At 49.7% G+C, this 24,487-nt stretch carries 23 protein-coding genes; 15 read left to right on the forward strand and 8 right to left on the reverse strand.

Annotation, left to right across the window (positions count from 1 at the left end):
- Positions 1–209: 209 nt before the first annotated feature.
- From PN498_RS19135 to PN498_RS19150, 4 genes are all read left to right on the forward strand, one after another.
- On the forward strand, positions 210–917 hold the full coding sequence (locus tag PN498_RS19135; protein WP_272064841.1) for a Crp/Fnr family transcriptional regulator: 708 nt from the start codon (positions 210–212) through the stop codon (positions 915–917).
- Positions 918–923: 6 nt separating this feature from the next.
- Positions 924–1,724, forward strand: a complete 801-nt coding sequence (locus PN498_RS19140; protein WP_272064843.1) for a DUF2232 domain-containing protein — start codon at positions 924–926, stop codon at positions 1,722–1,724.
- A 13-nt stretch (positions 1,725–1,737) separates the two neighbouring features.
- Complete coding sequence (gene cobT, locus PN498_RS19145; RefSeq protein WP_272064844.1) at positions 1,738–2,880, forward strand: nicotinate mononucleotide-dependent phosphoribosyltransferase CobT; 1,143 nt, start codon at positions 1,738–1,740, stop codon at positions 2,878–2,880.
- A gap of 392 nt (positions 2,881–3,272) precedes the next feature.
- Complete coding sequence (locus PN498_RS19150; protein WP_272064845.1) at positions 3,273–3,416, forward strand: hypothetical protein; 144 nt, start codon at positions 3,273–3,275, stop codon at positions 3,414–3,416.
- On the opposite strand, the gene PN498_RS19155 is transcribed toward PN498_RS19150, so the two are convergent.
- Both PN498_RS19155 and PN498_RS19160 read right to left on the reverse strand, forming a co-directional pair.
- Positions 3,407–4,612 (reverse strand): murein hydrolase activator EnvC family protein, encoded by a 1,206-nt coding sequence (locus PN498_RS19155; RefSeq protein ID WP_272064846.1) that lies wholly within the window; start codon positions 4,610–4,612, stop codon positions 3,407–3,409. The genes PN498_RS19150 and PN498_RS19155 overlap by 10 nt on opposite strands.
- A gap of 346 nt (positions 4,613–4,958) precedes the next feature.
- Positions 4,959–5,387, reverse strand: a complete 429-nt coding sequence (locus PN498_RS19160) for a Fur family transcriptional regulator (protein WP_272064847.1) — start codon at positions 5,385–5,387, stop codon at positions 4,959–4,961.
- Between the two features lie 209 nt (positions 5,388–5,596).
- On the opposite strand from PN498_RS19160, the gene PN498_RS19165 reads away from it, so the two are divergent.
- The 5 genes from PN498_RS19165 to PN498_RS19185 all read left to right on the forward strand — a co-directional run bounded on the left by PN498_RS19165 (position 5,597) and on the right by PN498_RS19185 (position 11,300).
- Positions 5,597–6,130 carry a peroxiredoxin gene (locus PN498_RS19165; RefSeq protein ID WP_272064849.1) on the forward strand — a complete coding sequence of 178 codons (534 nt, stop codon included), beginning with the start codon at positions 5,597–5,599 and terminating at the stop codon, positions 6,128–6,130.
- A gap of 351 nt (positions 6,131–6,481) precedes the next feature.
- Positions 6,482–7,837, forward strand: coding sequence for a glutathione-disulfide reductase (gene gor / locus PN498_RS19170; RefSeq protein WP_272064850.1), 1,356 nt, complete (start codon positions 6,482–6,484; stop codon positions 7,835–7,837).
- Between the two features lie 220 nt (positions 7,838–8,057).
- Positions 8,058–8,543: a DUF2996 domain-containing protein gene (locus tag PN498_RS19175; RefSeq protein ID WP_272064852.1), complete on the forward strand. Its 486-nt coding sequence runs from the start codon at positions 8,058–8,060 to the stop codon at positions 8,541–8,543.
- 202 nt (positions 8,544–8,745) lie between these two features.
- Complete coding sequence (argS, locus tag PN498_RS19180; RefSeq protein ID WP_272064854.1) at positions 8,746–10,503, forward strand: arginine--tRNA ligase; 1,758 nt, start codon at positions 8,746–8,748, stop codon at positions 10,501–10,503.
- Positions 10,504–10,619: 116 nt separating this feature from the next.
- Complete coding sequence (locus PN498_RS19185; protein ID WP_272064855.1) at positions 10,620–11,300, forward strand: helix-turn-helix domain-containing protein; 681 nt, start codon at positions 10,620–10,622, stop codon at positions 11,298–11,300.
- Between the two features lie 262 nt (positions 11,301–11,562).
- Here PN498_RS19185 and PN498_RS19190 read toward each other — a convergent pair whose 3' ends face one another.
- Together PN498_RS19190 and malQ are read right to left on the reverse strand one after the other, a co-directional pair.
- The gene (locus PN498_RS19190) at positions 11,563–11,739 is read right to left on the reverse strand and encodes a hypothetical protein (protein ID WP_272064856.1); all 177 of its coding nucleotides are present in this window, start codon (positions 11,737–11,739) and stop codon (positions 11,563–11,565) included.
- A gap of 37 nt (positions 11,740–11,776) precedes the next feature.
- Positions 11,777–13,288, reverse strand: a complete 1,512-nt coding sequence (gene malQ / locus PN498_RS19195; RefSeq protein WP_272064858.1) for a 4-alpha-glucanotransferase — start codon at positions 13,286–13,288, stop codon at positions 11,777–11,779.
- A gap of 186 nt (positions 13,289–13,474) precedes the next feature.
- Between malQ and PN498_RS19200 the strand changes: the two genes are divergently transcribed.
- Complete coding sequence (locus PN498_RS19200) at positions 13,475–13,903, forward strand: NUDIX hydrolase (RefSeq protein ID WP_272064860.1); 429 nt, start codon at positions 13,475–13,477, stop codon at positions 13,901–13,903.
- Between the two features lie 44 nt (positions 13,904–13,947).
- On the opposite strand, the gene PN498_RS19205 is transcribed toward PN498_RS19200, so the two are convergent.
- From PN498_RS19205 to smc, 4 genes are all read right to left on the reverse strand, one after another.
- Positions 13,948–14,679, reverse strand: a complete 732-nt coding sequence (locus PN498_RS19205; protein WP_272064861.1) for a WecB/TagA/CpsF family glycosyltransferase — start codon at positions 14,677–14,679, stop codon at positions 13,948–13,950.
- Positions 14,680–14,719: 40 nt separating this feature from the next.
- A complete protein-coding gene (locus tag PN498_RS19210; protein ID WP_272064862.1) occupies positions 14,720–14,893 on the reverse strand; it encodes a hypothetical protein in 174 nt (57 codons plus the stop codon).
- 44 nt (positions 14,894–14,937) lie between these two features.
- A complete protein-coding gene (locus PN498_RS19215; RefSeq protein ID WP_272064865.1) occupies positions 14,938–15,891 on the reverse strand; it encodes a PRC-barrel domain-containing protein in 954 nt (317 codons plus the stop codon).
- Between the two features lie 91 nt (positions 15,892–15,982).
- Positions 15,983–19,678, reverse strand: coding sequence for a chromosome segregation protein SMC (smc, locus tag PN498_RS19220; RefSeq protein WP_272064866.1), 3,696 nt, complete (start codon positions 19,676–19,678; stop codon positions 15,983–15,985).
- A 367-nt stretch (positions 19,679–20,045) separates the two neighbouring features.
- Here smc and PN498_RS19225 point away from each other — a divergent pair, with 367 nt between their 5' ends.
- The 5 genes from PN498_RS19225 (at position 20,046) to PN498_RS19245 (ending at position 24,420) form a co-directional block, all read left to right on the forward strand.
- A complete protein-coding gene (locus tag PN498_RS19225) occupies positions 20,046–20,675 on the forward strand; it encodes a Uma2 family endonuclease (RefSeq protein WP_272064867.1) in 630 nt (209 codons plus the stop codon).
- A gap of 97 nt (positions 20,676–20,772) precedes the next feature.
- The gene (locus PN498_RS19230; RefSeq protein ID WP_272064868.1) at positions 20,773–22,245 is read left to right on the forward strand and encodes a TldD/PmbA family protein; all 1,473 of its coding nucleotides are present in this window, start codon (positions 20,773–20,775) and stop codon (positions 22,243–22,245) included.
- Entirely contained in the window at positions 22,245–23,576 is a 1,332-nt protein-coding gene (locus PN498_RS19235) for a TldD/PmbA family protein (protein WP_272064869.1), read from the forward strand. The genes PN498_RS19230 and PN498_RS19235 overlap by 1 nt, the downstream gene beginning before the upstream one ends.
- Before the next feature lie 209 nt (positions 23,577–23,785).
- A complete protein-coding gene (locus PN498_RS19240; protein WP_272064871.1) occupies positions 23,786–24,091 on the forward strand; it encodes a nucleotidyltransferase family protein in 306 nt (101 codons plus the stop codon).
- Positions 24,088–24,420: a HepT-like ribonuclease domain-containing protein gene (locus tag PN498_RS19245; RefSeq protein WP_272064872.1), complete on the forward strand. Its 333-nt coding sequence runs from the start codon at positions 24,088–24,090 to the stop codon at positions 24,418–24,420. Before PN498_RS19240 ends, PN498_RS19245 begins: the two co-directional genes overlap by 4 nt.
- The last annotated feature ends 67 nt before the right edge of the window (positions 24,421–24,487 follow it).

The raw sequence follows: 24,487 nt of genomic DNA on the forward strand, positions 1-24,487 counted from the left end.
GTGATATGCTAAAAAGTTAAAGGCAGAGTGGGTAATCTTGATCGTAAACAACTATATCTTTGCGTAATGGTTCTATGTAGGATTTCCGGAATTTGAATCGGCAGGTTGATGTTGGAAAAGAGCGCTGCTGAATGGCAGATTTATTCTCAGCCTGGCCGTTGCGACGAACGTTTTGAAAAATTTTGTTAAGCTCTGGATCTTGAGTGTTCATGGATAGTCGTTATGGATCTCGTGACAATCCAATGGATGGAGTGCCGCCTATCCAAGAAACTCCATTTTTTCAGGGCCTTCCTGAAGACATTGTTCAGAAGGCAACCGCTCAGGCTGTCATTCGACGGCATCCTGCCAATCAGGTCATTTTGCTTGAAAACGATTGGGGAAGCTCTGTTTACTTCATCTTGGATGGTTGGGTGAAAATCCGAACCTACAACTTGGATGGTAAAGAAATTACGTTGAACATTTTGGGCAAGGGAGAGTTGTTTGGAGAGATGGCACCGCTGGATGAGGTTCCTCGCTCCACGGATGTCATTACGCTAGTGCCGACAATGATTGGCAACTTGCCTGCGCAAGATTTTGTCAGCTTCATTCAAGTTGAACCACTCGCTGGTATCCGCTTGTCAAAGCTGATGGCGCGGCGGCTCCGTCAGGTTAATCGACGACTTCGCTTACGAGAATCCGACAGTACGTCACGAGTTACTGACATTTTGTTGTTCTTGGCGGATGGACAAGGAAAGCCTGCCAGGACAGGGTTAGAGATTCCTAATCTACCTCATAGAGAACTCAGTAGCCTAAGTGGTCTGGCGCGTGAAACGGTGACTAGGGTCCTGAATAAGCTAGAAAAGAAGGGACTGGTCGAGCGCGATCGCGATGTTATGTATATTCCAGACGTCGCAGAGCTTGAAAAACTTTTGGTTTAGTTGGGCATGGAACAGCCTCATTCAAAGGGATTGAGCGATAACCCTACTGACGCTTGGGGCACAGACATGCCGATAGCTGATCCTGACGAACTGGCTGAGGTGGAAACCTACTTAGAGTACCGCCCAGCAGACTCCTCAGGTGCTACAGCATCAACGGCTCGTCGGCCTCAAGTAGGTCCTGCTGCGATGGTGGAAACGGCTTTTTTAGCCAGCGCAGCGAGTTTGATGTGGCTGGTTAATGCTTATTTTCCACCGGGGCCCTTACTGCGCATCGTTTTTCCATTGCCGATCGCCCTAGTCTATCTTCGCTGGGGAAGTCGGGCCGCTTGGATGGGAGCCTTGGTTTCAGGGTTGCTGCTTGCGGTCCTCATGGGTCCCCCTCGCAGTCTGTTATATGTCATGCCCTATGGACTCTTGGGCGTTCAGCTGGGTTGGCTATGGCGTAGGGGAGCTTCGTGGTATGCCTCGATTGGGTTGGGAACTCTCCTAAGTACACTCGGTTTTTTCGTGCGCCTATGGCTTCTCTCCCTAATGTTGGGAGAAGATATGTGGGTTTATCTGATCAACCAGGCAACTCAGATCATTAACTGGATGTTGGCACGCTTAGTAAACCTGGGCTTGGTTGGATGGGGCAGTCTGAGTCAGTCCAATACGTCTTTGATCCAAATCGTTGCTTTGGTCATCGTGGTGATCAGTTCATTAGTGTACTTATTTACGGTTCACCTAGCATCTTGGCTATTACTGGAACGGTTGGGAGAAAAAATTCCGTCTCCTCCCAATTGGGTGCAACAATTACTGGAGAGTTGATCAGTATCCTGCTATGAACCGCGTCTACACCCAAACGACCCGAGGGCAGGGATGGTTACGACGCTATCTAGGGCACCGACCTCGTTTGGTTTGTGTTTTGGGATTCACGGAAACGGCACTGATTCCAGGCATTTCTGCCGCAGGTGCCACACCTCACGATCGCCAAACTACCGCGATCGCAGACGCTGAATTCCTCTATCGAGGCCCTGTTCTGGTACCCAAATATCCGTTACCTCCTTTGATCAACGGAGTTTCTCCAGTGATCATTTCTCGGGCTATTGCTTCAACGCAGCGGATACCGCTCTTGCTTTTCAATGCCGGTTTGCCAATTGCGCCAACGGTTCCTCATATTGATCTCAGAGGAGCACCTGCTGCCTGTGTCAGTACAGGGCAGGCGATGGATAAAAGTACGGTAGCGTCTCTGTTTCGACTAGGGATGGCATGGGGTCACCGTTTGGGCAGTGAAGCTGATTCCAACTATGTGATTCTGGGCGAATGCGTTGTTGGAGGAACAACAACAGCTTTAGCCCTGTTAACGGGGCTAGGATTTCCGGTACAAGGAAAAGTAGGCAGCAGTCATGCCGTCTGCAATCATGAGCAAAAGCAGGCGATCGTCCAGCAGGGACTCAGCAGATGGTCAGATCGTCAAAAGGCTTGTCCCTCTAATGACCTGTTTGACGTAGTAGCTGCCATTGGGGATCCAACACAGATCGTGGTAGCCGCAATGGCCATCACAGCTAGTTTCTATGGCGGAGTCATGCTGGCGGGGGGTACCCAAATGCTGGCAGTATACGCGCTGGCACGAGCCTTGGCCAAGCAACGCCGGATTCCCTGGCAGTGTGACAAGATCGTTGTAGGCACGACACGCTGGGTAGCTGAAGATCCAACCTGCAAAACTGTTGAACTGGCTGAACTTATTGACGATGTACCGCTAATTGCAACACAGCTTTCCTTCAGCGAATCTCGGTATGCACCTTTGCGCCAGTATGAATCGGGCTATGTCAAAGAAGGCGTTGCGGCAGGTGCATGTGCGATCGCAGCCAACCTCTATCAACACTGGCAGCAGCCACAACTGCTGGGTGCTATCGAAGCACTGTACGAAAAGATCCTGCGGCAGCAAATGACTCGTGCTGTGGCCATAGCTTCTGAAGTCTAGCAAGCATTCTGTTGCTGCAGAGCTGATCAACGTCTGAGAACGATAGCTTTAGCCATCTGGGGGCGTATCCAATAGCCGCCGGAGGTTGAACCCATGGCCTAATGACTCTCTGTATCGTCCTGATAGAACTGCGACGGTTATGGCAAAGAGACTGAAGCGATCAAGACAGGGGAACTAACCCTGTCTTCTGCCTCACGCTTGCCTACATTCTTTGGCTAGATTTTCTAGCGCCGCCGTCGAATTCTGTCCTCACCAGAGTATATTAAGAACTATAAAGGTCCCTCTCCACTGCCGCTGGAGAAGGCTCTTCATAGTGATGATTGCCAGGATAGTCCTTTAAAACCAAGTGACCTGTCCTGGCTTTTTTTGCCGTCTGATCAAACTAGGTTCCTATGGCTAGCAAAGAACAAATTCAAAAGCATCTGTCTTTAAGCTCCAACATCAAACTCAGCAACAATGCTCCTGACAAAAAATCTGAAGATGCCCGTAAAGCTCGCATTATGGAGCACCTTCAGCGTAGTAAGGGTCAAAGATAACCCATTGGGTTGACTGGGGTGCCATTTTGACGCACCTCAAAGTGCAAGTGGGGGCCAGTCGAGAGTCCTGTCGAACCAACGGCAGCGATCGCCTGGCCTTGACTAACCGATTGCCCAACGCTGACAAACAGCCGACTGGAATGGGCATACAAAGTCGTTATTCCACCCCCGTGATCAACGATGACAGTGCGGCCATAACCACCACGCCAACCCGCATAAATCACTCGCCCGGAATCTGCTGCATAGATAGTCGTTCCTTGAGGAGCACCAAAATCAACGCCAGCATGTAAGCGTGATGTCCCTAGAATGGGATGACGGCGATAGCCGAACCCACTAGTGATGCGCCCATTGACTGGAAAAACGAAAACCCCAGTACCTCTAACAGCTCCAGAAGACGCCGCAACTCGCTGACGAATCAAGTTTGCAATCTCTTCTGAATCTCGTACCAGTTGAGTTTGAGCCGCTTTTAGGGCTGCTTGATCGTTTTGCAAACGGTCAATTAGCTGCTTTTGCAACGTCGCCTCTGCTTCATCTTGCTGTTTTTTCGCGAGCAACTCTTGCCGAAGCAAAGCAACACGAGTTTTTTGTTCTTCAACAATTTCTCGCTGAGCTTTGATTTCGTCTGCCTTGGTTTTCAGATCAGCCAGGACTCCACGATCAGCAGCATACACTCGCCGCAGCTGATAACGACGCTCTAGAAACTCGTTGAAATTTTCGCTCTGCAAGAGAACAGCCCAGCCTTCACTCCCCTGCTGTCGCTGCAAGAATTGCAGGCGGCCTACAGCGGCTCGTCGCACCTCTTCATAGGCCGCTTCAGCTTTGAGTAGATCAGCTTCTAACAGCGCCAGTTCTTGCTCAGCTTTGGCCAGTCGGAATTCAGTGTCGGCAATCTGGCGCGATGTATCGGCAATGCTTTGCTGTAGACTGCCGAGATCTTGCTCCGCCTGATTAGTTTGCCGCTCAAGCTGCTCGGTTTGCTGCTGCAACGATTCTCGCTGCTGGTCGACTGTTTTTTTCTGCTGCTGTAATTCTTCGAGCGATTGAGCCACCAGTTGAGATCGCCCAACAGCAGCGTTGACAGGAGTGTTGGCAATCACGGCATGACACAGCACAATCGCAATCGCCAAAATAACACTGCTTACCCACCAGCGCCATAGTCGGACTCGCCTCGTCTGTTGAATTCGCCTGCTTGTCATGACCACACCATGTCAGAGCCTTAGAAGCACCCTGCTTAAGGAATACCGATTGAATCACCGCATTGTATCGATAAAGGTGCGATCGCAAAAAAGCAGTTCAACGCTTGGGAAATGCTCTGCCGATTTACGATTTGATCCAATCAGAAGCACATCAACCCTAGATGTAGGGTCAATGCGCTCAAATCCTACTACATGTGTGCAAATTGACGGTAATTGTGAACTTTTGTGAACTCAACCACCTCAAGCACTCGATGGATAACCGTCGCTAGTGCCCTTAGGACAAAACAGGGAGCTATCTAGCTAAAAGCAATAAAGTCGCTGCCCATGGCCTGCTGCAATCTCACAATCACTGAGATTCTGAGCAGCGATCGCAGCAGCCAGTCACAGTGACTTCGTAACGCTCAGGCTGTAATCCCGGGCGGAGGTGCGATTCCACCAATTCGTGAAATGTGTTCCACGGAATATCTTCGATATGACCACACTGACGACACCGAAAATGATGATGCTGCTCAACATTGGCGTCATAACGAACAACGCCCTCTTCAAGCAGCACTTCCCGCACTAATCCAACCTCACGCAGGGCCTGTAGCGAGTTATAAATAGTTGCCTGAGAGGAAACTGGTCCGGCCTGATTCAGATCCGACAACAGCTGCTCTACTGTGGGATGATCCGTGCGCTCAAGCAGATTCGCATAGACAGCAAACCGCTGAGGCGTGACTCGCAACCCGTGCGCTTTCAGGGTGTCCACAATTGCATCAGTAGACGAAATACTCATGTCAGTGCCATTTTCCTTTAGATCTATCTTGCCCAATCGTTTTGCCGAATGCCAGTCTCTACACAGATCCCCTAGACGAAACAATCGCCAAAAGGACTTGTCACTTTTCTATTTTAGAACTATTCTAATTTTAGAGTAAATCGTTATTAAGATTGATTTAACAAACGATTGACTCTTGTATTTGTAGTTCTTGAGACAAAAGAGGTTGTATGGCTGTTCTTGAGCGTGTGCCTAACGTAGTATTCAAGACTCGGGTTCGGGACGAGTCTGTAGAAGGGCCAAATCCTTTTCGCTGGCAGGATCTCACCAGTGATGAAATCTTTAGTGGCAAGCGCGTCGTTATTTTTTCACTACCTGGCGCTTTCACGCCAACTTGCTCCTCAACTCACCTGCCTCGCTATGAAGAGCTTTACGACGAGATCAAAGCTCAGGGTGTAGACGAAATCCTTTGCGTCTCGGTTAACGATGCCTTCGTAATGTTCCAGTGGGGCAAAGCTCAAGGTGCAGATAAGGTGTTCTTGCTGCCTGATGGCAACGGTGAGTTCACTCGTAAGATGGGGATGCTGGTAGACAAGTCGAACCTTGGTTTTGGAATGCGGTCTTGGCGCTATTCTGCCGTGATTGATGACGGCAAAATCGAGAAGATGTTTGTTGAGCCTGACTTCGGCGATAACTGTCCTACTGATCCCTTCGAGGTTTCTGACGCTGATACGATGCTGGCTTATCTGAAAGGTGCAAAGTAACGCATCGTTATAGCGACAGTAATTTCATTACGCTAGCGTAGGAGGGAAGGCCGCTACGGTTTTCCCTCTTTGTATAGGTGGACCTTTAAGTCGGTGTGTGGTTTATCTTGTGACTGATATTGGCACTGCTTACGCTGCAATTACTACTGGTTATGTCTAGTTAGCCCTACTGCGCTGCTCTTCAAGGCTCAGTAAGATAAAAGCAGATTGTTCGCTTCGCAATCAGCTGTATGACTGTCTAATTTTTTAGGTGCCTTTCGTGACGGTCTGCTTTTGAGAAAGTGTTGAGTTGGTGTGGACCGCTTTCTCTATCAATCCTTTCGACTCATAGTTACCAAAAGGGGAAAATATATGGATTACGATTTTGATTTATTCGTCATTGGTGGTGGCTCAGGTGGCATATCCTCAGCTCGACGAGCTGCTCAGTATGGCGCTAAGGTCGGCATTGCTGAGTCTTGGACGTTAGGAGGAACCTGTGTAAACCGAGGCTGTGTTCCTAAGAAGCTGATGATGTACGCTTCTCGATTTCCTGAGCAATTTGAGGTCTCAACAGGGTATGGCTGGAGTGCTCCCAAGAGTGAATTTGACTGGAAGCACTTGATCACTGCGGTCAATCAGGAATTGGGACGACTCAACGGCATTTATGAAAGCATGCTGGATCGGGCTGCCGTTCAAGTCTTTCCGCATCATGCCAGTTTCTTGAATGCTCACACGTTGGATGTTGGTGGGCAAAAAGTGACTGCCGATAAGATTTTAATTGCCGTGGGTGGCAAACCTGTTCGTCCCCCTATTCCGGGTATCGAGCACGCTATCACCTCAGACGATATCTTTCATTTAGAAGAGCAGCCTCGCCACGCGGTCATTCTAGGTGGTGGCTACATCGGTTGTGAGTTTGCTTGTATTTTGAACGGGCTGGGAACCAAGGTGACGCAGGTCATTCGCGGCGATAAGATCTTGCGTGGGTTTGATGACGACATCCGATCTGAGATTCAGGCCAAAATGATTGCCGATGGCATTGATATTTTGTCTGAAACGAATATCAAGGAGATTACCAAAACTGATTCAGGCATCATTGATGTTTGTTTAATCGCGGATGGTGAAGAAGATCACATTCTGGCAGATGTCGTCAGCTTAGCTGCTTTAGGTCGCAAGCCTAATATCGACAACTTGGGTCTGGAGAATACTCAAGTTGAGCTAGCTGCGGGAGCGATCGCAGTCGACAAATACAACACCACTGCGGCATCAAACATCTTTGCAGTAGGTGATGTCACAGACAAGATTAACCTAACGCCTGTTGCTATTTCTGAAGGGCGAGCGTTTGCTGACACTCAGTTTGGAGGACAATCTCGCATCGTTAGCTACGAGAACATTCCTACAGCAGTGTTCACTTCACCAGAAGCGGCAACCGTCGGATTGACGGAAGCTGAAGCAATTGAACAGTATGGCGAAGATGGCATTAAAATCTATCGTTCTAGATTTCGCCCAATGTTCTACACCATGCCCGACATTCAGAAAAAAACATTGATGAAGCTCATTGTGCATCAAGACAGTGATCGCGTTTTAGGTGCTCATATGGTTGGTGATGATGCAGCCGAGATTGTTCAAGGTGTTGCGATCGCCCTCAAGACAGGGGCTACTAAGGCTAACTTTGACGCCACTGTTGGAATTCATCCCAGCGCGGCAGAGGAATTTGTCACCATGCGTTGAGGGTGATACCTCAAAGGCAACTGTCTGCCATACCTGTTCAGTCAGCAACGCCATAAACAGAACTACGGCATTTGAATAATTGCCTTAGAAATCTATGGCCTCCGTAGAAAGTGTCTCTCCAAAGAACCTTTTCACGGAGGCTGTTTCCTTTACTATAGAAACCAAGCACCTTTGATAAACGTGTTAGATATATCTAGGTCTCGATAGGCACTAGTGAACTATGGCTGAAGAAAATACTACGCAATCCTCTGATCAGACGGAAAGCTCGACAACCAAACCGGCGGCTAAGGCGGAGCCGAAAGCTAAAGCTAAAAAAGAAAAGCCGCCCAAGATAGAAGACAAACCGTTTGGCGAATTTATGGAACAGCATTTTGTTCCAGAGCTGAGCAAGGCGCTGAAGGAAGAGGGATGGGAATATGTTGAGCTAACGTTCAAAAAGGCACCTTTAGCAGTGAAAGGCGCTAGTGCCGAAGAGGACTATTGGCAAGTTCAAGGCGATCGCCCCATCGATATTGATCAGCAATTCAATATCGTTTTTTCGAAGGAAGATATCAAAGGTCCTAAATTCTTCTACTACACTCAGGGCAACAGCCCTTCTAGTACGGTAGAGCAGTTCATGGGTGATGAGCGAAGAATTACGCTCGGTTTAATGGTGCTCTACACCGTACAGCGACTGAACGGTCAAAAATGGCTGGCTCGAAACTAGCTGCTGAAATGCCTAGCCAGTAGACCACAATGCTCTGGGGCTGTCATCATTTAAAGTCTCATGCTTTGATAGCAAGGGGTTCAGCCCCTAGCTTAGGTCGTTAGTGCGGGCGTGGCCATGCTCATGCCATCAGGAATATGGCACTAATTGACGACACGCCCTAGGATTGAAAAGGTTTGTTGATAGCGCCTAGAGGCTGCTTATGTTGTCTGCGATCGCAACGCTTACCTCTCGTCTAGAGCAAGCGCTGGTGAATGCTTTTGGTTCAGAGCTGGAGGGCGCTGATCCTCTGTTGGTCCCTGCTAGTAATCCTAAGTTTGGTGATTACCAAGCAAATTGCGCCCTACCGTTAGCTAAGCGATTGAAGGACAAACCTCGGGCGATCGCAGAAAAAATTGTTAGCAACTTAGAGGTTGCTGATATCTGTGAACCGCCGGAAATTGCTGGCCCCGGCTTCATCAACCTACGCTTGAAGACGGCTTATTTGGAAGCGCAGCTTCAGATAATCCGAAAAGACGAGCGGCTTGGCGTCGAGATCGTCAAGCATCCGCAAAAAGTCGTTGTTGATTTCTCCAGTCCCAACATTGCCAAAGAGATGCATGTTGGACATTTGCGGTCAACTATTATTGGCGATTCTATTGCCCGAGTGCTGGAATTCCTCGGACATGATGTTCTGCGGTTGAACCACGTCGGTGACTGGGGAACTCAGTTCGGCATGTTGATTACACATTTGCGGGATGCCTGTCCAGAAGCACTAACAGGGTCTGACACAGTCGATATTGGTGATCTAGTTGTCTTCTACAAACAGGCTAAGAAACGCTTTGATGACGAGGACGATTTTAAGGAGCGATCGCGCCAAGCCGTCGTCGATTTGCAATCAGGCGATCAAGATGCTCGACAAGCGTGGCAAGTACTCTGTAACCAGTCCCGTAAGGAGTTTCAGAAGATTTATGACCTGCTTGACATTGACATCATTGAGCGAGGCGAGTCCTTCTATAATCCTCTATTGCCTGCCGTCACTGAGGATCTGCGAGACCAAGAACTTCTAGTAGAAGATCAGGGTGCTCAAGTCGTTTTTCTAGACGGCTTTACCAACAAAGCGGGCGATCCACAGCCTGTTATTATTCAAAAGTCCGATGGTGGATTCAACTACGCAACAACTGACTTGGCCGCCATTCGCTATCGCATTCAGAAAGACAACGCAGAGCGTATCCTCATTGTTGCTGATGCAGGGCAAGCCAACCACTTCAACCAGGTACTTCAAGTTGCCGAGAAGGCAGGGTGGGTGCCCAACACCGTAGAGATGGCGCACATTCCCTTCGGGCTGGTGCAAGGTGAAGATGGTAAGAGGCTCAAAACGCGATCTGGTAAGACGGTCCGGCTTAAAGACTTGCTTGATGAGGGAATTAACCGAGCAAGAACTGATTTAGAAAAGCGCATCCAAGACGAAGATCGAGATGAAACAGAAGACTTTATTCAATCAGTGGCTCAAACGGTTGGCATTGGCGCGGTGAAATACGCCGACTTGAGCCAAAACCGCACTAGCAACTATGTCTTCAGCTATGACAAGATGCTGGCACTTCAAGGAAACACTGCACCCTACATGCTATACGCCTACGTTCGAGTTCAGGGAATCAGTCGTAAAGGCAATATTGATTTTCAAACGTTGGACGACGATGCTCCAATACAGCTAGAGGACGATAGTGAACTAACCCTAGCAAAGCACGTTCTTCAACTTGACGAAGTGATTGCTGCTGTTGCGGAAGACTTATATCCAAACCGCCTATGTCAGTATCTGTTTGAACTGAGTCAAAAGTTTAACCAGTTTTATGATCGCTGTTCTGTCCTTCAGGCTGAAGAACCACAACGGACCTCTCGCCTGATGCTGTGCGACCTGACCGCCCGAACGCTCAAACTAGGGTTATCACTTCTGGGCATTCAAGTGCTAGAGCGCATGTAACTTTATTGTTGCATTGACAACTTATGTATCCGTAAGTTTCGGTAACTTGTATGCTTTCTCCGGACAGCTAGGTATGCCTACCGAAACCTTAGGAGATAGCTTTACGTATTAGTTTTATGAAGACACCAAAGTCCGATCCAAAGTTGTCTTCCGCCTCAGAGTACGCTCTGATTTTTGGAGCTGGTGTCAGCGCTGCTGCTTCGTTGGCTGCTCAACAAGTTGCTGCTGCTTCGCTGCCGGTCACAGCTCTTGTTGCGCTTGGACTGGTTAATCGTCGTCGCCTTGACCAACAGATTAAAGAAGGGCACCCCCAAGATTCACGACTTGAGGAACAGTCCACTCGCGATGTCAGCTCTGGGCAACTGAAACAACAAGTAACGGCTTCTCCACTGCCCGAAATTCAAATGGCGCAACCCTTGCCGGAAGTGCAGATGGCACAACCTTTGCCGGAAGTGCAAATGGCACAACCCCAGGTAACACCTCGACGAAGAAGCAGTCGCATAGACTTCTCTCGAAGACGACCCATGGATGCTGATAAAGAAAGATTAGTTTCAGTCCAGAAAGATAGTCTTCAAAAAATCGGAGCTTATCTTTATCAAACCCGTCAGAAACAAGGTCTCTCCTTACAGGATATCCATCAAAAAACCTTCATCCAGCGGTATGCGCTCAAAGCAATTGAGGCTGGCGATTTAGACACTCTACCGGAACCTTTTTACGTTCGTGCATTTATTCACAAATATGCAGTTGCATTGGGCTTGATTGATTGCGACGTAGCAGCTGATTTCCCAGTTTTCTAGAGGCTATTGCAAACCACCATTTCCAATATTCAAGATAGGAGTGTTTGTAGGTGGTTGGCGTAGAACGCAGTGAAGCCAACGTTTTCACGATTTCAATACCGACAAACCACTAAGCTAGGCACCCATTAGTATCTGGGTGCCTAGTACGCCATCAGATGACTCACCGTCTATCCCAACAAGACTAGCTGTCGGCTAGTTCCAAAACCGTGACTGTTATAACATCAGGTTCGGAAAAAGCGTTTTTAGTCATTGCCGATAAGGCCTATGACTCTGAGAACGCCGAAACATCCACAGGCAAAATCCGAGGCTGCTGCTGATTATCCTTGAAGAAGTCTGCTAGAGCGTCTACAGTCCTATCTGTCGAGTTGGCAATAGGAGATCCACTCGTCCAAAAGCCACCACAGCCAGTACCAAAGCGAGTATCCCTGTTTCCAGTCATCCTCGTCTAGGTTATGGCTCTATTCTTGATCTTGAACTCAATTCCAATGGGCAGGAGCACGTCCATACAGCCGCGTGAGTTCTCGCAAGCGCTCTCGCAGTTCGCCCGTCAGCATTTCCGAACGATAGCGCCAACCCCAATTCCCTTCTGCTTTACCAGGACTATTCATACGGGCAAAGCTGCCGAGTCCTAAAACATCTTGCAGTGGAATGATTGCTTGATTGGAAATAGAACTCAGAGCTAGTCGAATCATGCTCCAATGGATACCTTCACCACTCATGCCACCAATGTATTGAAGGACGCGATCGCGCTCATATTCAGAGGCTCGATCAAACCACCCTACCGTCGTGTCGTTGTCATGGGTGCCCGTATAAACTAGAGAGTTTTGCACGTAGTTGAATGGCAGATAGGGATTAGTATGGTCGCCGCCAAAGGCAAACTGCAAGATTTTCATTCCTGGAAAATCAAACTTGTCACGCAGTGCTTCCACCTCTGGCGTAATCAACCCTAAATCTTCCGCCAAGATAGGCAAACTGCCAAATTCTTCTCGGACCGTTGTGAAAAAAGCCTCGCCGGGAGCCTCAATCCACTGACCATTGATGGCGGTTGTCTCGCCCTCTTTGACCGCCCAATAGGCCTGAAATCCCCGAAAGTGGTCAATCCGAATCAGATCAACATAGCTGAGCAGTGACTTGAGACGCTGTAGCCACCAGCCAAAACCTCTTTTTTTAAGGACATCCCAGTCGTAAGTTGGATTACCCCAAAGCTGTCCCGTCTCACTGAAATAATCGGGGGGCACACCTGCCATTTCAGAGGGCTCCAGCGTTTCCTCATCAATCATGAAGTTGTCAGGGAACGCCCATACATCAACACTGTCATGGGCGACGTAGATAGGCATATCACCCACGATCTGAATATGACGCTCATTCGCGTACTGTTTCAGGCTGGCCCATTGGCGGTCAAATTCAAACTGAAAATACTTGTGATAAGCGATCGCCTTCGACAGCTTGTCGTGCCAATCAACCATAGCTTGCGGCTTACGGCGAGCTAAATCTTCATGCCACTGATTCCAGCTAGCTCCCTCGTGAGCACGCTTTGCTGCCATAAAGAAGGCATAGTCGTCTAGCCAGAAAGCTCGTTCCTGACAAAATTGGTCGTATTCCGCTCGCGTACCCTCATCCGTTGAGTGGTGAAACGCTTCAGCAGCTTTTTCTAAGAGCTTGAGTTTTTCTGGTAGAACATCGCTGTATTCGACAGCATCTTCGGGAAAGTGAGGAAAGCTATCTAAATCGTCTTGGGATAACAGACCGCGATCGCGCAACTGCTCCAAGCTGATGAGCATGTGATTTCCCGCCATCGCAGAGTAAGACATGTAGGGGGAGTTGCCATGACCCGTGGGGCCTAGCGGCAAAACTTGCCAAATCTGCTGACCTGTCTCGGCAAGAAAATCGACAAATTGATAGGCGGTTGGACCCAGATCACCCATCCCGAAAGGACCCGGAAACGAAGTTGGGTGCAGGAGAATACCGCTAGCTCTCTGGAAAGGCATCGTCTCTCCCATAACGTCCCATAGACTCTAACACGGGGATTCTTGAGAATTGCCTAACAATTGGTAGAGTTTTCACGTAAATTTTGAAGTTGAAATGAACGGAGTCCACTTTAGGCCATTAAGGCTCTATTTCCTGAGGCTGACTTAGTTTTGGCCCCAAGTTTATCTGCGTTGAGTAATCAAACTGTGACATACCGCAATCCCGCTCCAACTGTCGATATCATCATCGAGCTTCGCGATCGCCCCCATCGTCCCATCGTTCTGATTGAGCGGCGCAATGAACCGTTGGGTTGGGCTATCCCCGGTGGCTTTGTAGACTATGGCGAGGCGGTCGAAGCGGCAGCCATCCGCGAAGCCCAGGAAGAAACGCAGCTAGCAGTCACCTTAATCGAACAGTTTCACGTCTATTCCGATCCCACGCGCGACCCCCGAAAGCACACGATCAGTATTGTGTTTTTGGCCTTTGCAGAGGGAACTCCTGTAGCCGATGACGATGCTAAAGCGATCGCGGTTTTCAATCCTTGGGAAGTGCCCAATAACCTTTGCTTTGACCATAACCACATCCTGCAAGAGTATTGGCAATATCGGCATTATGGCCTGCGCCCTCGAATATAAGTTGATGCCATCCAAACATTGGCGCTAGGGTTCATACTCCGCCTTTATCCTTCTCTACCGCTTGAGTACGTTAAAGCACGAACCGCAAACTGAGGTAAGGCTAGCATTCTCCGCCAGCGCCATGGCTCTTGATAGAGACGATAAAGCCATTCCAAATTGTTATTGCAAAACCAAGCGGGTGCCCGTTCTTTTAACCCTGCCCAAATATCAAAACTGCCACCGACTCCAACCCAAACAGCCTGGGGACAAAGATGTCGTCGTTCTCTAATCCAAAATTCCTGTCTGGGAACGCCCAAGGCCACCAAAATAACGGTGGGTTGCAGCTGTTCAAGGCGCTTTTCAATATCAGGCAGTTCTTCAGCGGAAAAGTAACCGTGCTGTACGCCTGCGATCGCAAGTCCTGGCTGTCTTATTTGCCAATTATGGGCAGCTTTTTCTGCAACCTCTGGCGCCGCCCCTAAAAAGAAAACCGATTGCGTAGAATCCAACTTCGCCAGCAGCGATTCAGCGAGTTCAATCCCTGGATAGCGCCGCATACGTTTGCCCTTAATCCGAAAGTAGAGCACAATGCCAGCACCATCAGGAATCGCTAAATCTGCCTGGCAGAGTACCTCTTTCAACGCAGGATTTTGGTCAGCCTGCATTGCCATCTCAGCATTCAAGGTGACCACATGAGAGGCTAATCCTTGACTATGACGTGCGAGTAACCAGTCTTCGTAACAAACACCACAGTGAATGGGCAGTCCCATGACCGATAGCGTTTCTAGTTCTCCCATGACTCTCCCGTTTGGCAAATGTATTCCTGCAAACATGGGCTTAGAACACCGTGGAACTAACCAACAGCCGCCAGTCAACTATAGCGGTGTTCTCGTCGCAGATTGCGATCGCCGCAGTGAATTCTACATCACACAATCCACCTAAGTTTTTCACAAGCTGTGGAAAACTTAGGGCAAACGTGGAAACCACAATCAACTCTTGAGAATCGGTCATCAAGGAAAGCCTTAATTAATAGAAGAGACCAACCCCCTAAAGCCTTAATAGTCCATCTCTTCCTCGTACTCAGTTACCTTCTTCTTCTGAGGAATATTCACTGGAGGCGCATTGTAAGGCTCTGGCTCATCATCCGTCCAGATATCTTCAGTCACCTCTTTGACATCATCTTCGTATCTAATCGAAGGCGGATTGACGGGCTGAGCCGGCCAGTTGTCCTCTTCGAGAGGCGCTTCTCGGTAGTTCACTTCCTCAAGGGGTTGAGGCATCGGTTCAGCAGAAATCGGTTCAGGCGTTCCCCAATCATCATCGGTCCAGCGTTCTTCAACAACTGGAGCGCGATCGCGCATCGGCTCAACTGGAGCCTGTACACCGGAAGGCAGTTGGTTTGCCGTAGGCACCGGCATGATGTACTCACTATCATCATCCCGTTCCCAAGGAGCCCGGCCAATGCCCAAACGCTCCAGCAGACCTACACTGAGCTGAACCAACTTTTCTTCAGCTCCCTCAAAGACAATGAGGCGATCTGGGCCACTACTCACAATTTCGTCTACGGGTAGCTCGTAAGTACTGATCACCTGATCCGGAATCTTCGGCAATCCGAAAGAGGCAATCACAATAGACTCTAGCTTTCCCGTCGTTACGTCAAACTTCAGATCACGCAAGCGCCCCAGCATTTCACCGGACTCTGTAATCACCTCGGAGTTGATCATGGTGCTGAAAGGCGCCAGGTTCAGATCATCTTCAACAACATCATCATCGTCCACCAGAATGACATCACCAACCTGACGAATGCTGCTGAGCTGCATGACATGCTCTGTCCCTGACATAACCCCAGGCAAAATTTGCTCTCGCAGTCCAAGCGCAACAACTTCGCCACGATCAACATCCACCCAAAGTTGACTCACAAAACCCAGACTTTTTCCTGTTGTTCTGGTAATGACTTGTGTGCCTAAAAAGTCGGAGCGTTGACGAAACTGGTCATAGGATGGAGTCATAGCCGGAGCCTGTTGGAACTTAAATTGTCGATGGACAGCATGCAGTCCGATTAAAGCGTGATTTTATCGAGGGATTTCGATCTTAACAGATCTACATGGACGCACTTTGTGCCTCTAGGTTGATCCCTAATACTTGAGTATAAGCGCCTCGTGCTTGAGTCACACCAATCGTACGTTGAGCTGATTCGATCATAGGACGTCGCAAGCTAACAACAATGAATTGTGCCTGCTGCGCCTGCTGTTTAATCATTTTTGACAGTCGCTCTACGTTTGCACCATCCAAGAACATGTCCACTTCGTCGAAGGCATAGAACGGGGAGGGGCGATATCGTTGCAGAGCAAAAATAAAGCTCAGTGCGGTCAGTGACTTCTCACCCCCAGACATTGAAGCCAAACGGCGAACGGGTTTTCCTTTGGGATGAGCTACAAGGTTTAACCCTCCATTGAAAGGGTTTTGAGGATCATCCAATTGGAGGTAACCGTCCCCATCAGAAAGCTTGGCAAAGATATCGCTGAAATTTTCGTTGACGGCGTCAAAGGCTTCTTGAAACGCCTGCTGTCGTAGGGTGGTGAAATTTTCGATGCGAAGCAGAAGCTCAGTACGCTCCTCTTGCAGCGTCCCCAATTTGTCAGACAGATCCTCTAAACGAGTCTGAGTCTGGTTATACTCCTCCAACGCCAGCATGTTGACAGGTTCCAGGGCTTCTAGGCGCCGTTGTAGCGATCGAATCTGCTTTTTCACGGCTTCTAAATCAGTCTCAGCTGGGATTTCCGGCAAATTTTCCGGCAACTCTGCGGCTTGAGTGGCAAGTTCTGCCTCCAATATGGTCAGCTGCTGCTGTCGCTCTTGTCGCGTTTCAGTTCGTTTTTCACGCTGCCATTCAATCTGCTGTTTGTCTGTCTGCTGCTGCCGCAGTTGTGCTTCGACTTGATCGCGATTCCCTTTTTCTGACGCCAACGTCTCGTCTAATGCTCTCAACTTTTGTCGAGTTTGCTGCGTGGCTTCTGCGAGTTCAGCCTGTTGAGCTTCCAGTTTCTGACGCTGTTCCTCCTGCTGGAGCTGCTGTTGCTGGCTAGCCGCAATCTGTTCCTGCTGTTGCTGAATCGTAATCTGAGTCCGTTCTTGTTGCGACTGAAAAGTCTGTAGGCGCTTTTCCGCAGCCTGTAGCATAGCCTGGCGATCGCTCAGCTGCTGTTCTAACGCCTGCACTTCTGACTGAGCTTGCTGCCATTCACTATGAGTTTGAGAATCTTCGAGAGCTGCTAGAGCGTCCCGTTCAGCCTGCAACTCAGCCTCTTGCACAGGGAGCTGTTCTGCCAGCTCCACCAGTCGGCTTTGAGCGGTAGTCAGTTCTTGTTGATATTGAGCTAGACGAGCTTCACCCTGTGCTCGCTGCTGCTGAAGTTGCCGCAATTGCTTTTGCATCTGCTCCGTTTGCAGTTGTTGTTCGCGGTGCTGCTGCCGCGCTTCCACAAAAGCATCGGACGTCTCTTTGACCGCTACTGTGCCGGCAGCAATACGCTGTTCGCAATGGCTGAGAATCTGCTCAATTTCGGACAGGCGATTCCTGAGTACGATCGCCTCTTCAGATTCCCCAGCTTCCACAGTCCCAAAATGCAAGCGGCCCCGCTGCTTGCTCAGGCTCCCTCCCGTCATCGCACCGCTAGCTTCCAACAGTTCGCCATCCAGGGTGACCATGCGCTGCTTGCCCAAATGCGCTCGTGCACTTTGCAGCGTATCGAAAACGGCGGTGCTGCCAAAAATGAATTCAAATACTTTGCGGTAGCGATCGTCGCAGTCAATGATGTCAACAGCGTAGTCTAGTAAGCCATCTGGACGTTTCCAGTCAGGAATGCGAGTAATTTTAGGCACGCGAATGGCATTTAAGGGCAGAAATGTCGCTCGACCTGCTCGCTGTTTCTTCAGCAGCGCAATTCCCTGAGAGGCAACTTGATCATTTTCGACCACTAAATATCCTAAACGTCCGCCAGCCGCAATTTCTAAGGCCAGCTGAAACCGGGGTTCGACCCGTCCCAGCTGAGCCACCAGACCACAGATACCCGGTAAGCCAGTATCAATCAAAATCTGAGTAGCATGGGTACCCTGACTTTCTTGCAACGCTTGTGCCTGCGCTTCGATTTTGTCGAGTTGGCGTTGCTTATCCCGCTGCTCTTGCAGTAAGCGCTGCTGTGTTTCTCGCTGCACCTTCAGTTCCTGCTCAGCGGCAGCTAGAGCTTGAGCCAACTGCTGGACTTGAGCTTCACCATCTTGGGCAGTTCCGCTAGCTGGACCAGCACCACTCTGCGCCTCCATCTGCTGAGCCAACTCACGCACATTGACCGTGAGTTCTTCAATCTGCTGGGTTAGTTGGCTGACGCGCTCCTGCAGCCGCACTTGTTCTGATCGCTGAGGTTCCAGTGTCGCCAATAAATCTTCAAGCCGGCGACGACGTTGGGTTTGCTCTTCCACCCATGCTTGGGAGGCACTGGCGATCGCGCTCGTAGCCTCTCGCTTATCAGCCAGGGCTACCTGGGCTGCATCCCGTTCCCGCGTCAGCGCTACCAACTCACCCTGCTGCAGGACCTGCAATTCTTCAACCAAGCGAGCTGCGGTTTGCTGGTGCTCCTGCAGAGAAATCTGCCCCTGCCGTAGTTTAGCGGCAGTTGTTTGACTCTCAGTGATCAAGGTCTGCTGCTGGCGCTGAAGTTGACGCATCTCTGCCTCTTGAGTGGCTAGCTGAGACTGCAACGCCAAGTGTTCGTCTTCACCTAGAGCCTTAACTCGCGCATTCAACACATCCAGCTCTTGAGTTGTGGCTTGCAGTGTCTCTGTCAACTGCTGTATTTGAGTAGTGAACTGTTGAATCGCTTCACCATCTTTTTGGATATTCTGCTGCAACCTGACAACTTGCTGCTGCTGTTGTCGCCACCCCAGAACGGCCTCCCATTCCATACGAGTGTGTAGTTCCGCTTTGAGTCGCTGATATTTCTCGGCTTTGATGCGATCCTGGGCCAGGCGATCGCGCTGCACAATCAGCTCACGCTCAACCACCCGAAAGCGTTCCTCCCGCTCTCGGACAATCTCTAGCTTCTCTAACGCCTGATTAATTTTGCGGTCAAAGGAGGCAACTCCTGCCAGCTCATCAATGATCTCTCGCCGCTCACGGGAGTTCATAGAGATGATGCTAGTGACATCTCCCTGCAAAACGACGTTGTAACCTTCCGGATACACGTGAAATCGCTGTAGCTGCTCATGCAGTTCTGTTAGCGTACAGGGATCACCGTTGACGTAATAGTTGGAGGTATAAGTGCCCTGGTTAGTGACCCGCAGCCGCCGAGTCACTGTCCATTCGCGAGGAGAAGTATGGAGGGGAACGACTTTGCTGTCAGAATCAGCGATCGCTTCATCGCTTGCTGGAACGACCTCATCCTCACTCGACGATTTCTCGACCACCTCAATATCAACCGTTTCAGAATTGCCCTCTGCACCTGAGTCGTCATTCATCAACAACTCCGAAGCCACATCGGTAATGTCAAAAGTGACCGTCACAGTCGCCTCAGCCGTTGAACGGCGACCTATATGACTTTGATTAACCAAATCAGGAAGACGATCCGCTCTCATCCCACGAGAACTTGCAAGCCCCAATGCGAACAGCAAAGCATCCAAAATATTGGACTTTCCAGAGCCGTTAGGCCCTGAAATAACAGTAAAACCAGGCAGCAGTGGTACCGCAGTCGTACCACCGAATGACTTGAAATGAGACAGTTCTACGCGCTTAATGTGCACTGGCTAGGGCTATAGCAGTTAAAACAAATGTACTTAATTCGCGAAAATTTAACAAGTTCCCCAATGAGTTGAATAGAAAGCTTTACTCAGCAGCAGAAAACGCCATGTAACACTCAGAAGATTGGTGCACTTCAGGATGCCGCCTCAGTTTAATCGCAGCAAAGTAGAAATGCCACCGATATTGCCATAATTGTGCCCTTAATCAAGAAAAACGTTGATTGTCGTCAAAGCCATTGTGCTTAGGGCAGGTGAAGAGTCAGAGTCCTAGACTAAAGCTACATTTGACCCTGTTCTGCTTTGATGTTTGGACGTCGCGATCTCCTCCTGATTCAGTCTTAAACTAGATGCAAGCAGCAAGGGCAACACCATGATTCTCCTGAACGATTTGTCCGAAAAATTGGCGGTTGAAGCACCTGAAGAGCGACGGATCTTTAATGAGGTGAGCTGGTCACAGTACGAAGCGCTCCTGGCAGATATCGGCGAGAAGTCTCCCTACCGAGTACATTACCTGGAAGGAATATTAGAAATCGTGGCTCCTAGTCGCCGTCATGAAAGTGGGAAAACTCGCATAGGGGATCTACTCTTAATCTACTTTCTGAGCACAAACACTGAATATTTTCCGATGGGGTCTACAACACTTAGGAGACCTGAAAAAAGTGCTGGGGGAGAACCTGACGAAAGTTACTGCATTGAAACGGATAAAGATTTCCCCGATCTGGCGATTGAGGTCATTGTGACTAGCGGCAGCATTAATCGCCTCGAACTGTACCGCCGTTTAGGGGTTCGAGAAGTCTGGTTTTGGCAGAATAATGACCTCACTTTGTACTACCAAAGAGAAGGAGCAGCCGAACAGTTGGCTGAGACTGCTGGCTATGAAGAGATTTCTCGAAGCGAAGTTTTACCCGATCTAGATATTGATTTGCTGACGCGCTGCCTTCAGAATCCAAGTCCGTTGGCAGCGGCAAAAGCCTTTCGGCAGGGACTGCGTGGCGATTAAAAGCGTGATTCCTCAAAGTAAGGACAAACAGCTTTGCTCTACGGACGGCGATTTCTTTACTTAGAATAGAAAACGATTCACGAACCTGGAGATCACTGTGACTGCAACTCCTCTACGCACTACCGCTGATCCGATTGATTTGTTGAAAGACGCGATCGCTTCTCTGGATCTCGCTGCTGATTGGATTGGCATTCGTGCCCTGCGAGAGGAGAGCGTCTATCGATCGCAACGGGACGGTAACCCTGAAAGCAATCGACGCTCAGTCGACCAAGGGGCAATGGTGGAAGTGCTAGTGCAGGGGCAGATTGGCTACGCAGCTACCAATCGATTGACTGTGGAAGGACTACGGCAGGCAGCAGAACAGGCTTTCCAGCAAGCTCAAGCTGCTCTTCCTTGGCAAATTTATGCCTTCGATACCAGCGTTCGTCCTGATGGCATGGGCGCTTATCACTCCTTTGTTGAAAAACCTCTCCGCACGCTTAGCACAGCGGAGGCTCACGACCTGTTATCTCGGATCTGCCAGGGGCTGAAAGTTTCAGACAAGATTGTGCAAGCCAGCGCCAGCATTAGCGCCAAGGAAGTCGATACCTGGCTGGTCAGCAGCAGCGGGACTCAGATTCACCAGCATTTTTCGTTGTTCACGCCCAGTTATGGGGCCACTGCACAAGATGGGGCGATCGTTCAAACGCGGACTAACAACGGTCGAGGTCACAGCTATCAAGGCGGATGGGAATTTTTTGAGCAGGGCGACTTAGTTTGGGAAGCCGTTCAGCGCACAGGCGAGCAGGCGGTTGAATTGCTGACCGCAGACGAGTGTCCTGAGATGACGACGACGCTGGTTCTGGCTCCTGATCAAATGATGCTGCAAATTCACGAAAGCATCGGACATCCGTTAGAACTGGATCGCATTTTGGGGGATGAGCGCAATTATGCCGGCGGTAGCTTTGTTCAGCCAGCTGATTTTGGCAACCTGCGATATGGGTCAAAGTTGCTCAACGTCACCTTTGATCCAACCGTGGAGCAGGAATTTGCGAGCTATGCCTTTGATGACACAGGAGTAGTCGCAGAGAAGCAGTACTTGATTCACGAAGGGGTATTGCAGCGAGGCTTAGGAAGCCGCGAAAGTCAAATGCGATTGGGCGTACCAGGAGTCGCGTGTGCCCGTGCAACATCTTGGGATCGTCCACCGATTGATCGCATGGCAAATATTAATGTGGAACCCGGAGATCGCTCTTTTGCTCAAATCATTGGCGCTATTGAAGACGGTGTATACATGGAAGCCAACCGTTCTTGGTCAATTGACGATCAGCGATACAAATTCCAATTTGGTTGTGAGTATGCCAAGCGTATCCGCAATGGGCAGCTTGCCGAAACCCTGCGAAACCCCAACTATCGAGCGACTACACCCCAATTCTGGGGCAGCTTGGCTCAAGTGGGCGATCGCAGCACTTGGCAAATGTTTGGTACACCTTTTTGTGGCAAAGGGGAACCCAACCAAGTCATTCGAGTGGGCCATGGAGCTCCAGTCTGTGCGTTCAACACGATTGAAGTTTTTGGAGGTGTAAGCTGATGCAGACTTGGGAAACAACGTTCAATCAGCTCATCGACGCTCTGATACCTCAACTGAATGAGGACGAGTCACTGACGTTAAGTTTGGTCGCTGAGGAAAGCCAGTTTACTCGCTTCAATCATGCGAAGGTGCGGCAAACAGGCAGTGTTGAGAACGGAGACTTGACTCTGACACTGATGGGGCAACAGCGATCAGCAACTGAGTCGGTCACCTTCACCGGAGAGAAAGCAACCGATTGGCCACTGTTGCTCGCAGCCCTACAAACGTTGCGCGAAGAATTACCCGATTTACCAGAAGATTCCTATCTGGTGCTGCCAGAGGGGGACGCTCAAAGCCGAGAGGTTTACTCAGGAGACCTGCTCGCTAGCACTGCTGTCGCACCCACCATCATGGCTAAGATGGCTGGCATTGACGCTGCCGGACTCTACGCTGGGGGACGCTCTGTTCGAGCGTATGCAGACTCTGCCGGACAGCGTCACTGGTTTGAGACTGCGACCTTTACTTTGGACTATTCTCTGTTTACCGCGTCAGGCCAGGCCGTCAAAGGCACCTACGCTGGGCGAACGTGGGACGATACAAGCTATGCCGACACTCTGGGGGTGTCTCAAACCCTGCTGAAACAGATGGCGCAGACACCGCGACAGCTGGAAAGGGGGCAGTATCGGACTTATTTGGCTCCAAGTGCAGTAGCAGATTTAGTCAGCATGCTGTCATGGGGAGGCATTAGCGAGGCCGCAATTCGTCGGGGTGGTAGTGCGCTGGGAGCTTTACGGCGTCAGGAGCAGACACTTTCAAATCAGGTTCACCTGACGGAGGACTTCTCTCAAGGTCAAGTGCCTCGCTTCAATCAGTATGGTGAGCTGGCACCGACTACCATGCCACTGATTGAATCGGGGCAACTGGTCAACACCCTGGTCAGCGCCCGAACGGCTAAAGAATATGACATTCCTTCAACCTATGCAGCAGGAGGTGAGTATTTGCGATCGCCCGTCCTCTCCCCCGGTACCCTGGCCACCAGCGATATTTTGAGCGCCCTGGATACCGGTCTCTATGTCTCGAACCTGCACTATTTGAACTGGAGCGATCGGCCCAACGGGCGCATTACAGGGATGACCCGCTATGCCTGTTTCTGGGTCGAAAATGGCAAGATCATCGCCCCCATCGAAAATCTCCGATTCGACGAAAGCCTCTATAACTTTTGGGGTGAAAACCTGATTGCTCTTACCCAAGACCTCACCTTTATCCCCGAAGTCGGCAGCTACGGTTATCGTGATCTTGGCGGCACTCTAGTCCCCGGCATGTTAGTCAACAACTTTGCATACACCCTGTAAACATAGGTGCATGCTAGGTAAAACCTTCTAGACAGAGCCCTGCTAAAGCGAAGCGTAACCCTGCGAGTTGTTGTTTATTGACTCTAGAAGGCAACTTCAACAGTCCTCAACTGCAGCCATCTTGTAAAGCGCGAAGGCTGATGTCATCGCCATGTAGAAAGATCAAGGTGACATTTGAATACTACGAAAAGGTTGGTGAACCCAAAACAATGAATAGTTCTTTTAATACAACCCGCTCAATCCTACAAGCCCAACGGAGAGAGATTCTAGGGCTAGCTGTGAAACATGGTGCGTGCAACGTCAGAGTGTTTGGTTCAGTTGTGCGTGGAGAAGAAACAGCAGATAGCGACATTGACTTTTTAGTAGATTTGGGAGAAAAACTTAGCCCCTGGTTTCCAGTCGGACTCATCCGGGATTTGGAAGACTTACTGGACCGAAAGGTGGACGTCGTGACCGAAAAGTCATTGCACTATTACATCCGCGATAAGGTGTTGGCAGAAGCTCAGGTCTTATGAAAGATAGCCGTCTCTACCTGGTCCATATCGCGGACTGTGTCGACCGAATTGAAGTTTACACGGTTGAAGGCAAGGCGGCTTTCATGGCAGATACCAAAACCCAAGATGCTGTTATTCGAAATCTAGAGGTGATGTGCGAATCCACTCGCCAACTTCCAGATGCTTGGAAAGCAGCTCACATTGAAGTCGACTGGCGGCAGGTGAGTGACTTTCGTAATTTTTTAGCCCACCAGTACTTGGATGTAGACTTGGAAATTATCTGGAATGTAGTTGCGAACTATTTGCCACAGCTCAAGGCTGCCGTAGATGCTATGCAAATTGAGTTTTAGAGATAGTGGCGCATATTCGCTTCGGTAGTCTCTGTACCTGTAAGATTTTCTCCATTCTTCTTTTCTT

The organism is Oscillatoria sp. CS-180, assembly GCF_028330965.1.
Classification (GTDB): Bacteria; Cyanobacteriota; Cyanobacteriia; order Phormidesmidales; family Phormidesmidaceae; genus Halomicronema.

What these genes read in the sequence shown, in the direction of transcription:
- PN498_RS19135 (WP_272064841.1), top strand. Translation starts at nt 210, where the DNA reads ATGGATAGTCGTTATGGATCTCGTGACAATCCAATGGATGGAGTGCCG.
- PN498_RS19140 (WP_272064843.1), top strand. Translation starts at nt 924, where the DNA reads ATGGAACAGCCTCATTCAAAGGGATTGAGCGATAACCCTACTGACGCT.
- cobT (WP_272064844.1), top strand. Translation starts at nt 1,738, where the DNA reads ATGAACCGCGTCTACACCCAAACGACCCGAGGGCAGGGATGGTTACGA.
- PN498_RS19150 (WP_272064845.1), top strand. Translation starts at nt 3,273, where the DNA reads ATGGCTAGCAAAGAACAAATTCAAAAGCATCTGTCTTTAAGCTCCAAC.
- PN498_RS19155 (WP_272064846.1), bottom strand. Translation starts at nt 4,612, where the DNA reads ATGACAAGCAGGCGAATTCAACAGACGAGGCGAGTCCGACTATGGCGC.
- PN498_RS19160 (WP_272064847.1), bottom strand. Translation starts at nt 5,387, where the DNA reads ATGAGTATTTCGTCTACTGATGCAATTGTGGACACCCTGAAAGCGCAC.
- PN498_RS19165 (WP_272064849.1), top strand. Translation starts at nt 5,597, where the DNA reads ATGGCTGTTCTTGAGCGTGTGCCTAACGTAGTATTCAAGACTCGGGTT.
- gor (WP_272064850.1), top strand. Translation starts at nt 6,482, where the DNA reads ATGGATTACGATTTTGATTTATTCGTCATTGGTGGTGGCTCAGGTGGC.
- PN498_RS19175 (WP_272064852.1), top strand. Translation starts at nt 8,058, where the DNA reads ATGGCTGAAGAAAATACTACGCAATCCTCTGATCAGACGGAAAGCTCG.
- argS (WP_272064854.1), top strand. Translation starts at nt 8,746, where the DNA reads ATGTTGTCTGCGATCGCAACGCTTACCTCTCGTCTAGAGCAAGCGCTG.
- PN498_RS19185 (WP_272064855.1), top strand. Translation starts at nt 10,620, where the DNA reads ATGAAGACACCAAAGTCCGATCCAAAGTTGTCTTCCGCCTCAGAGTAC.
- PN498_RS19190 (WP_272064856.1), bottom strand. Translation starts at nt 11,739, where the DNA reads ATGACTGGAAACAGGGATACTCGCTTTGGTACTGGCTGTGGTGGCTTT.
- malQ (WP_272064858.1), bottom strand. Translation starts at nt 13,288, where the DNA reads ATGCCTTTCCAGAGAGCTAGCGGTATTCTCCTGCACCCAACTTCGTTT.
- PN498_RS19205 (WP_272064861.1), bottom strand. Translation starts at nt 14,679, where the DNA reads ATGGGAGAACTAGAAACGCTATCGGTCATGGGACTGCCCATTCACTGT.
- PN498_RS19210 (WP_272064862.1), bottom strand. Translation starts at nt 14,893, where the DNA reads ATGACCGATTCTCAAGAGTTGATTGTGGTTTCCACGTTTGCCCTAAGT.
- PN498_RS19215 (WP_272064865.1), bottom strand. Translation starts at nt 15,891, where the DNA reads ATGACTCCATCCTATGACCAGTTTCGTCAACGCTCCGACTTTTTAGGC.
- PN498_RS19225 (WP_272064867.1), top strand. Translation starts at nt 20,046, where the DNA reads ATGATTCTCCTGAACGATTTGTCCGAAAAATTGGCGGTTGAAGCACCT.
- PN498_RS19235 (WP_272064869.1), top strand. Translation starts at nt 22,245, where the DNA reads ATGCAGACTTGGGAAACAACGTTCAATCAGCTCATCGACGCTCTGATA.
- PN498_RS19240 (WP_272064871.1), top strand. Translation starts at nt 23,786, where the DNA reads ATGAATAGTTCTTTTAATACAACCCGCTCAATCCTACAAGCCCAACGG.
- PN498_RS19245 (WP_272064872.1), top strand. Translation starts at nt 24,088, where the DNA reads ATGAAAGATAGCCGTCTCTACCTGGTCCATATCGCGGACTGTGTCGAC.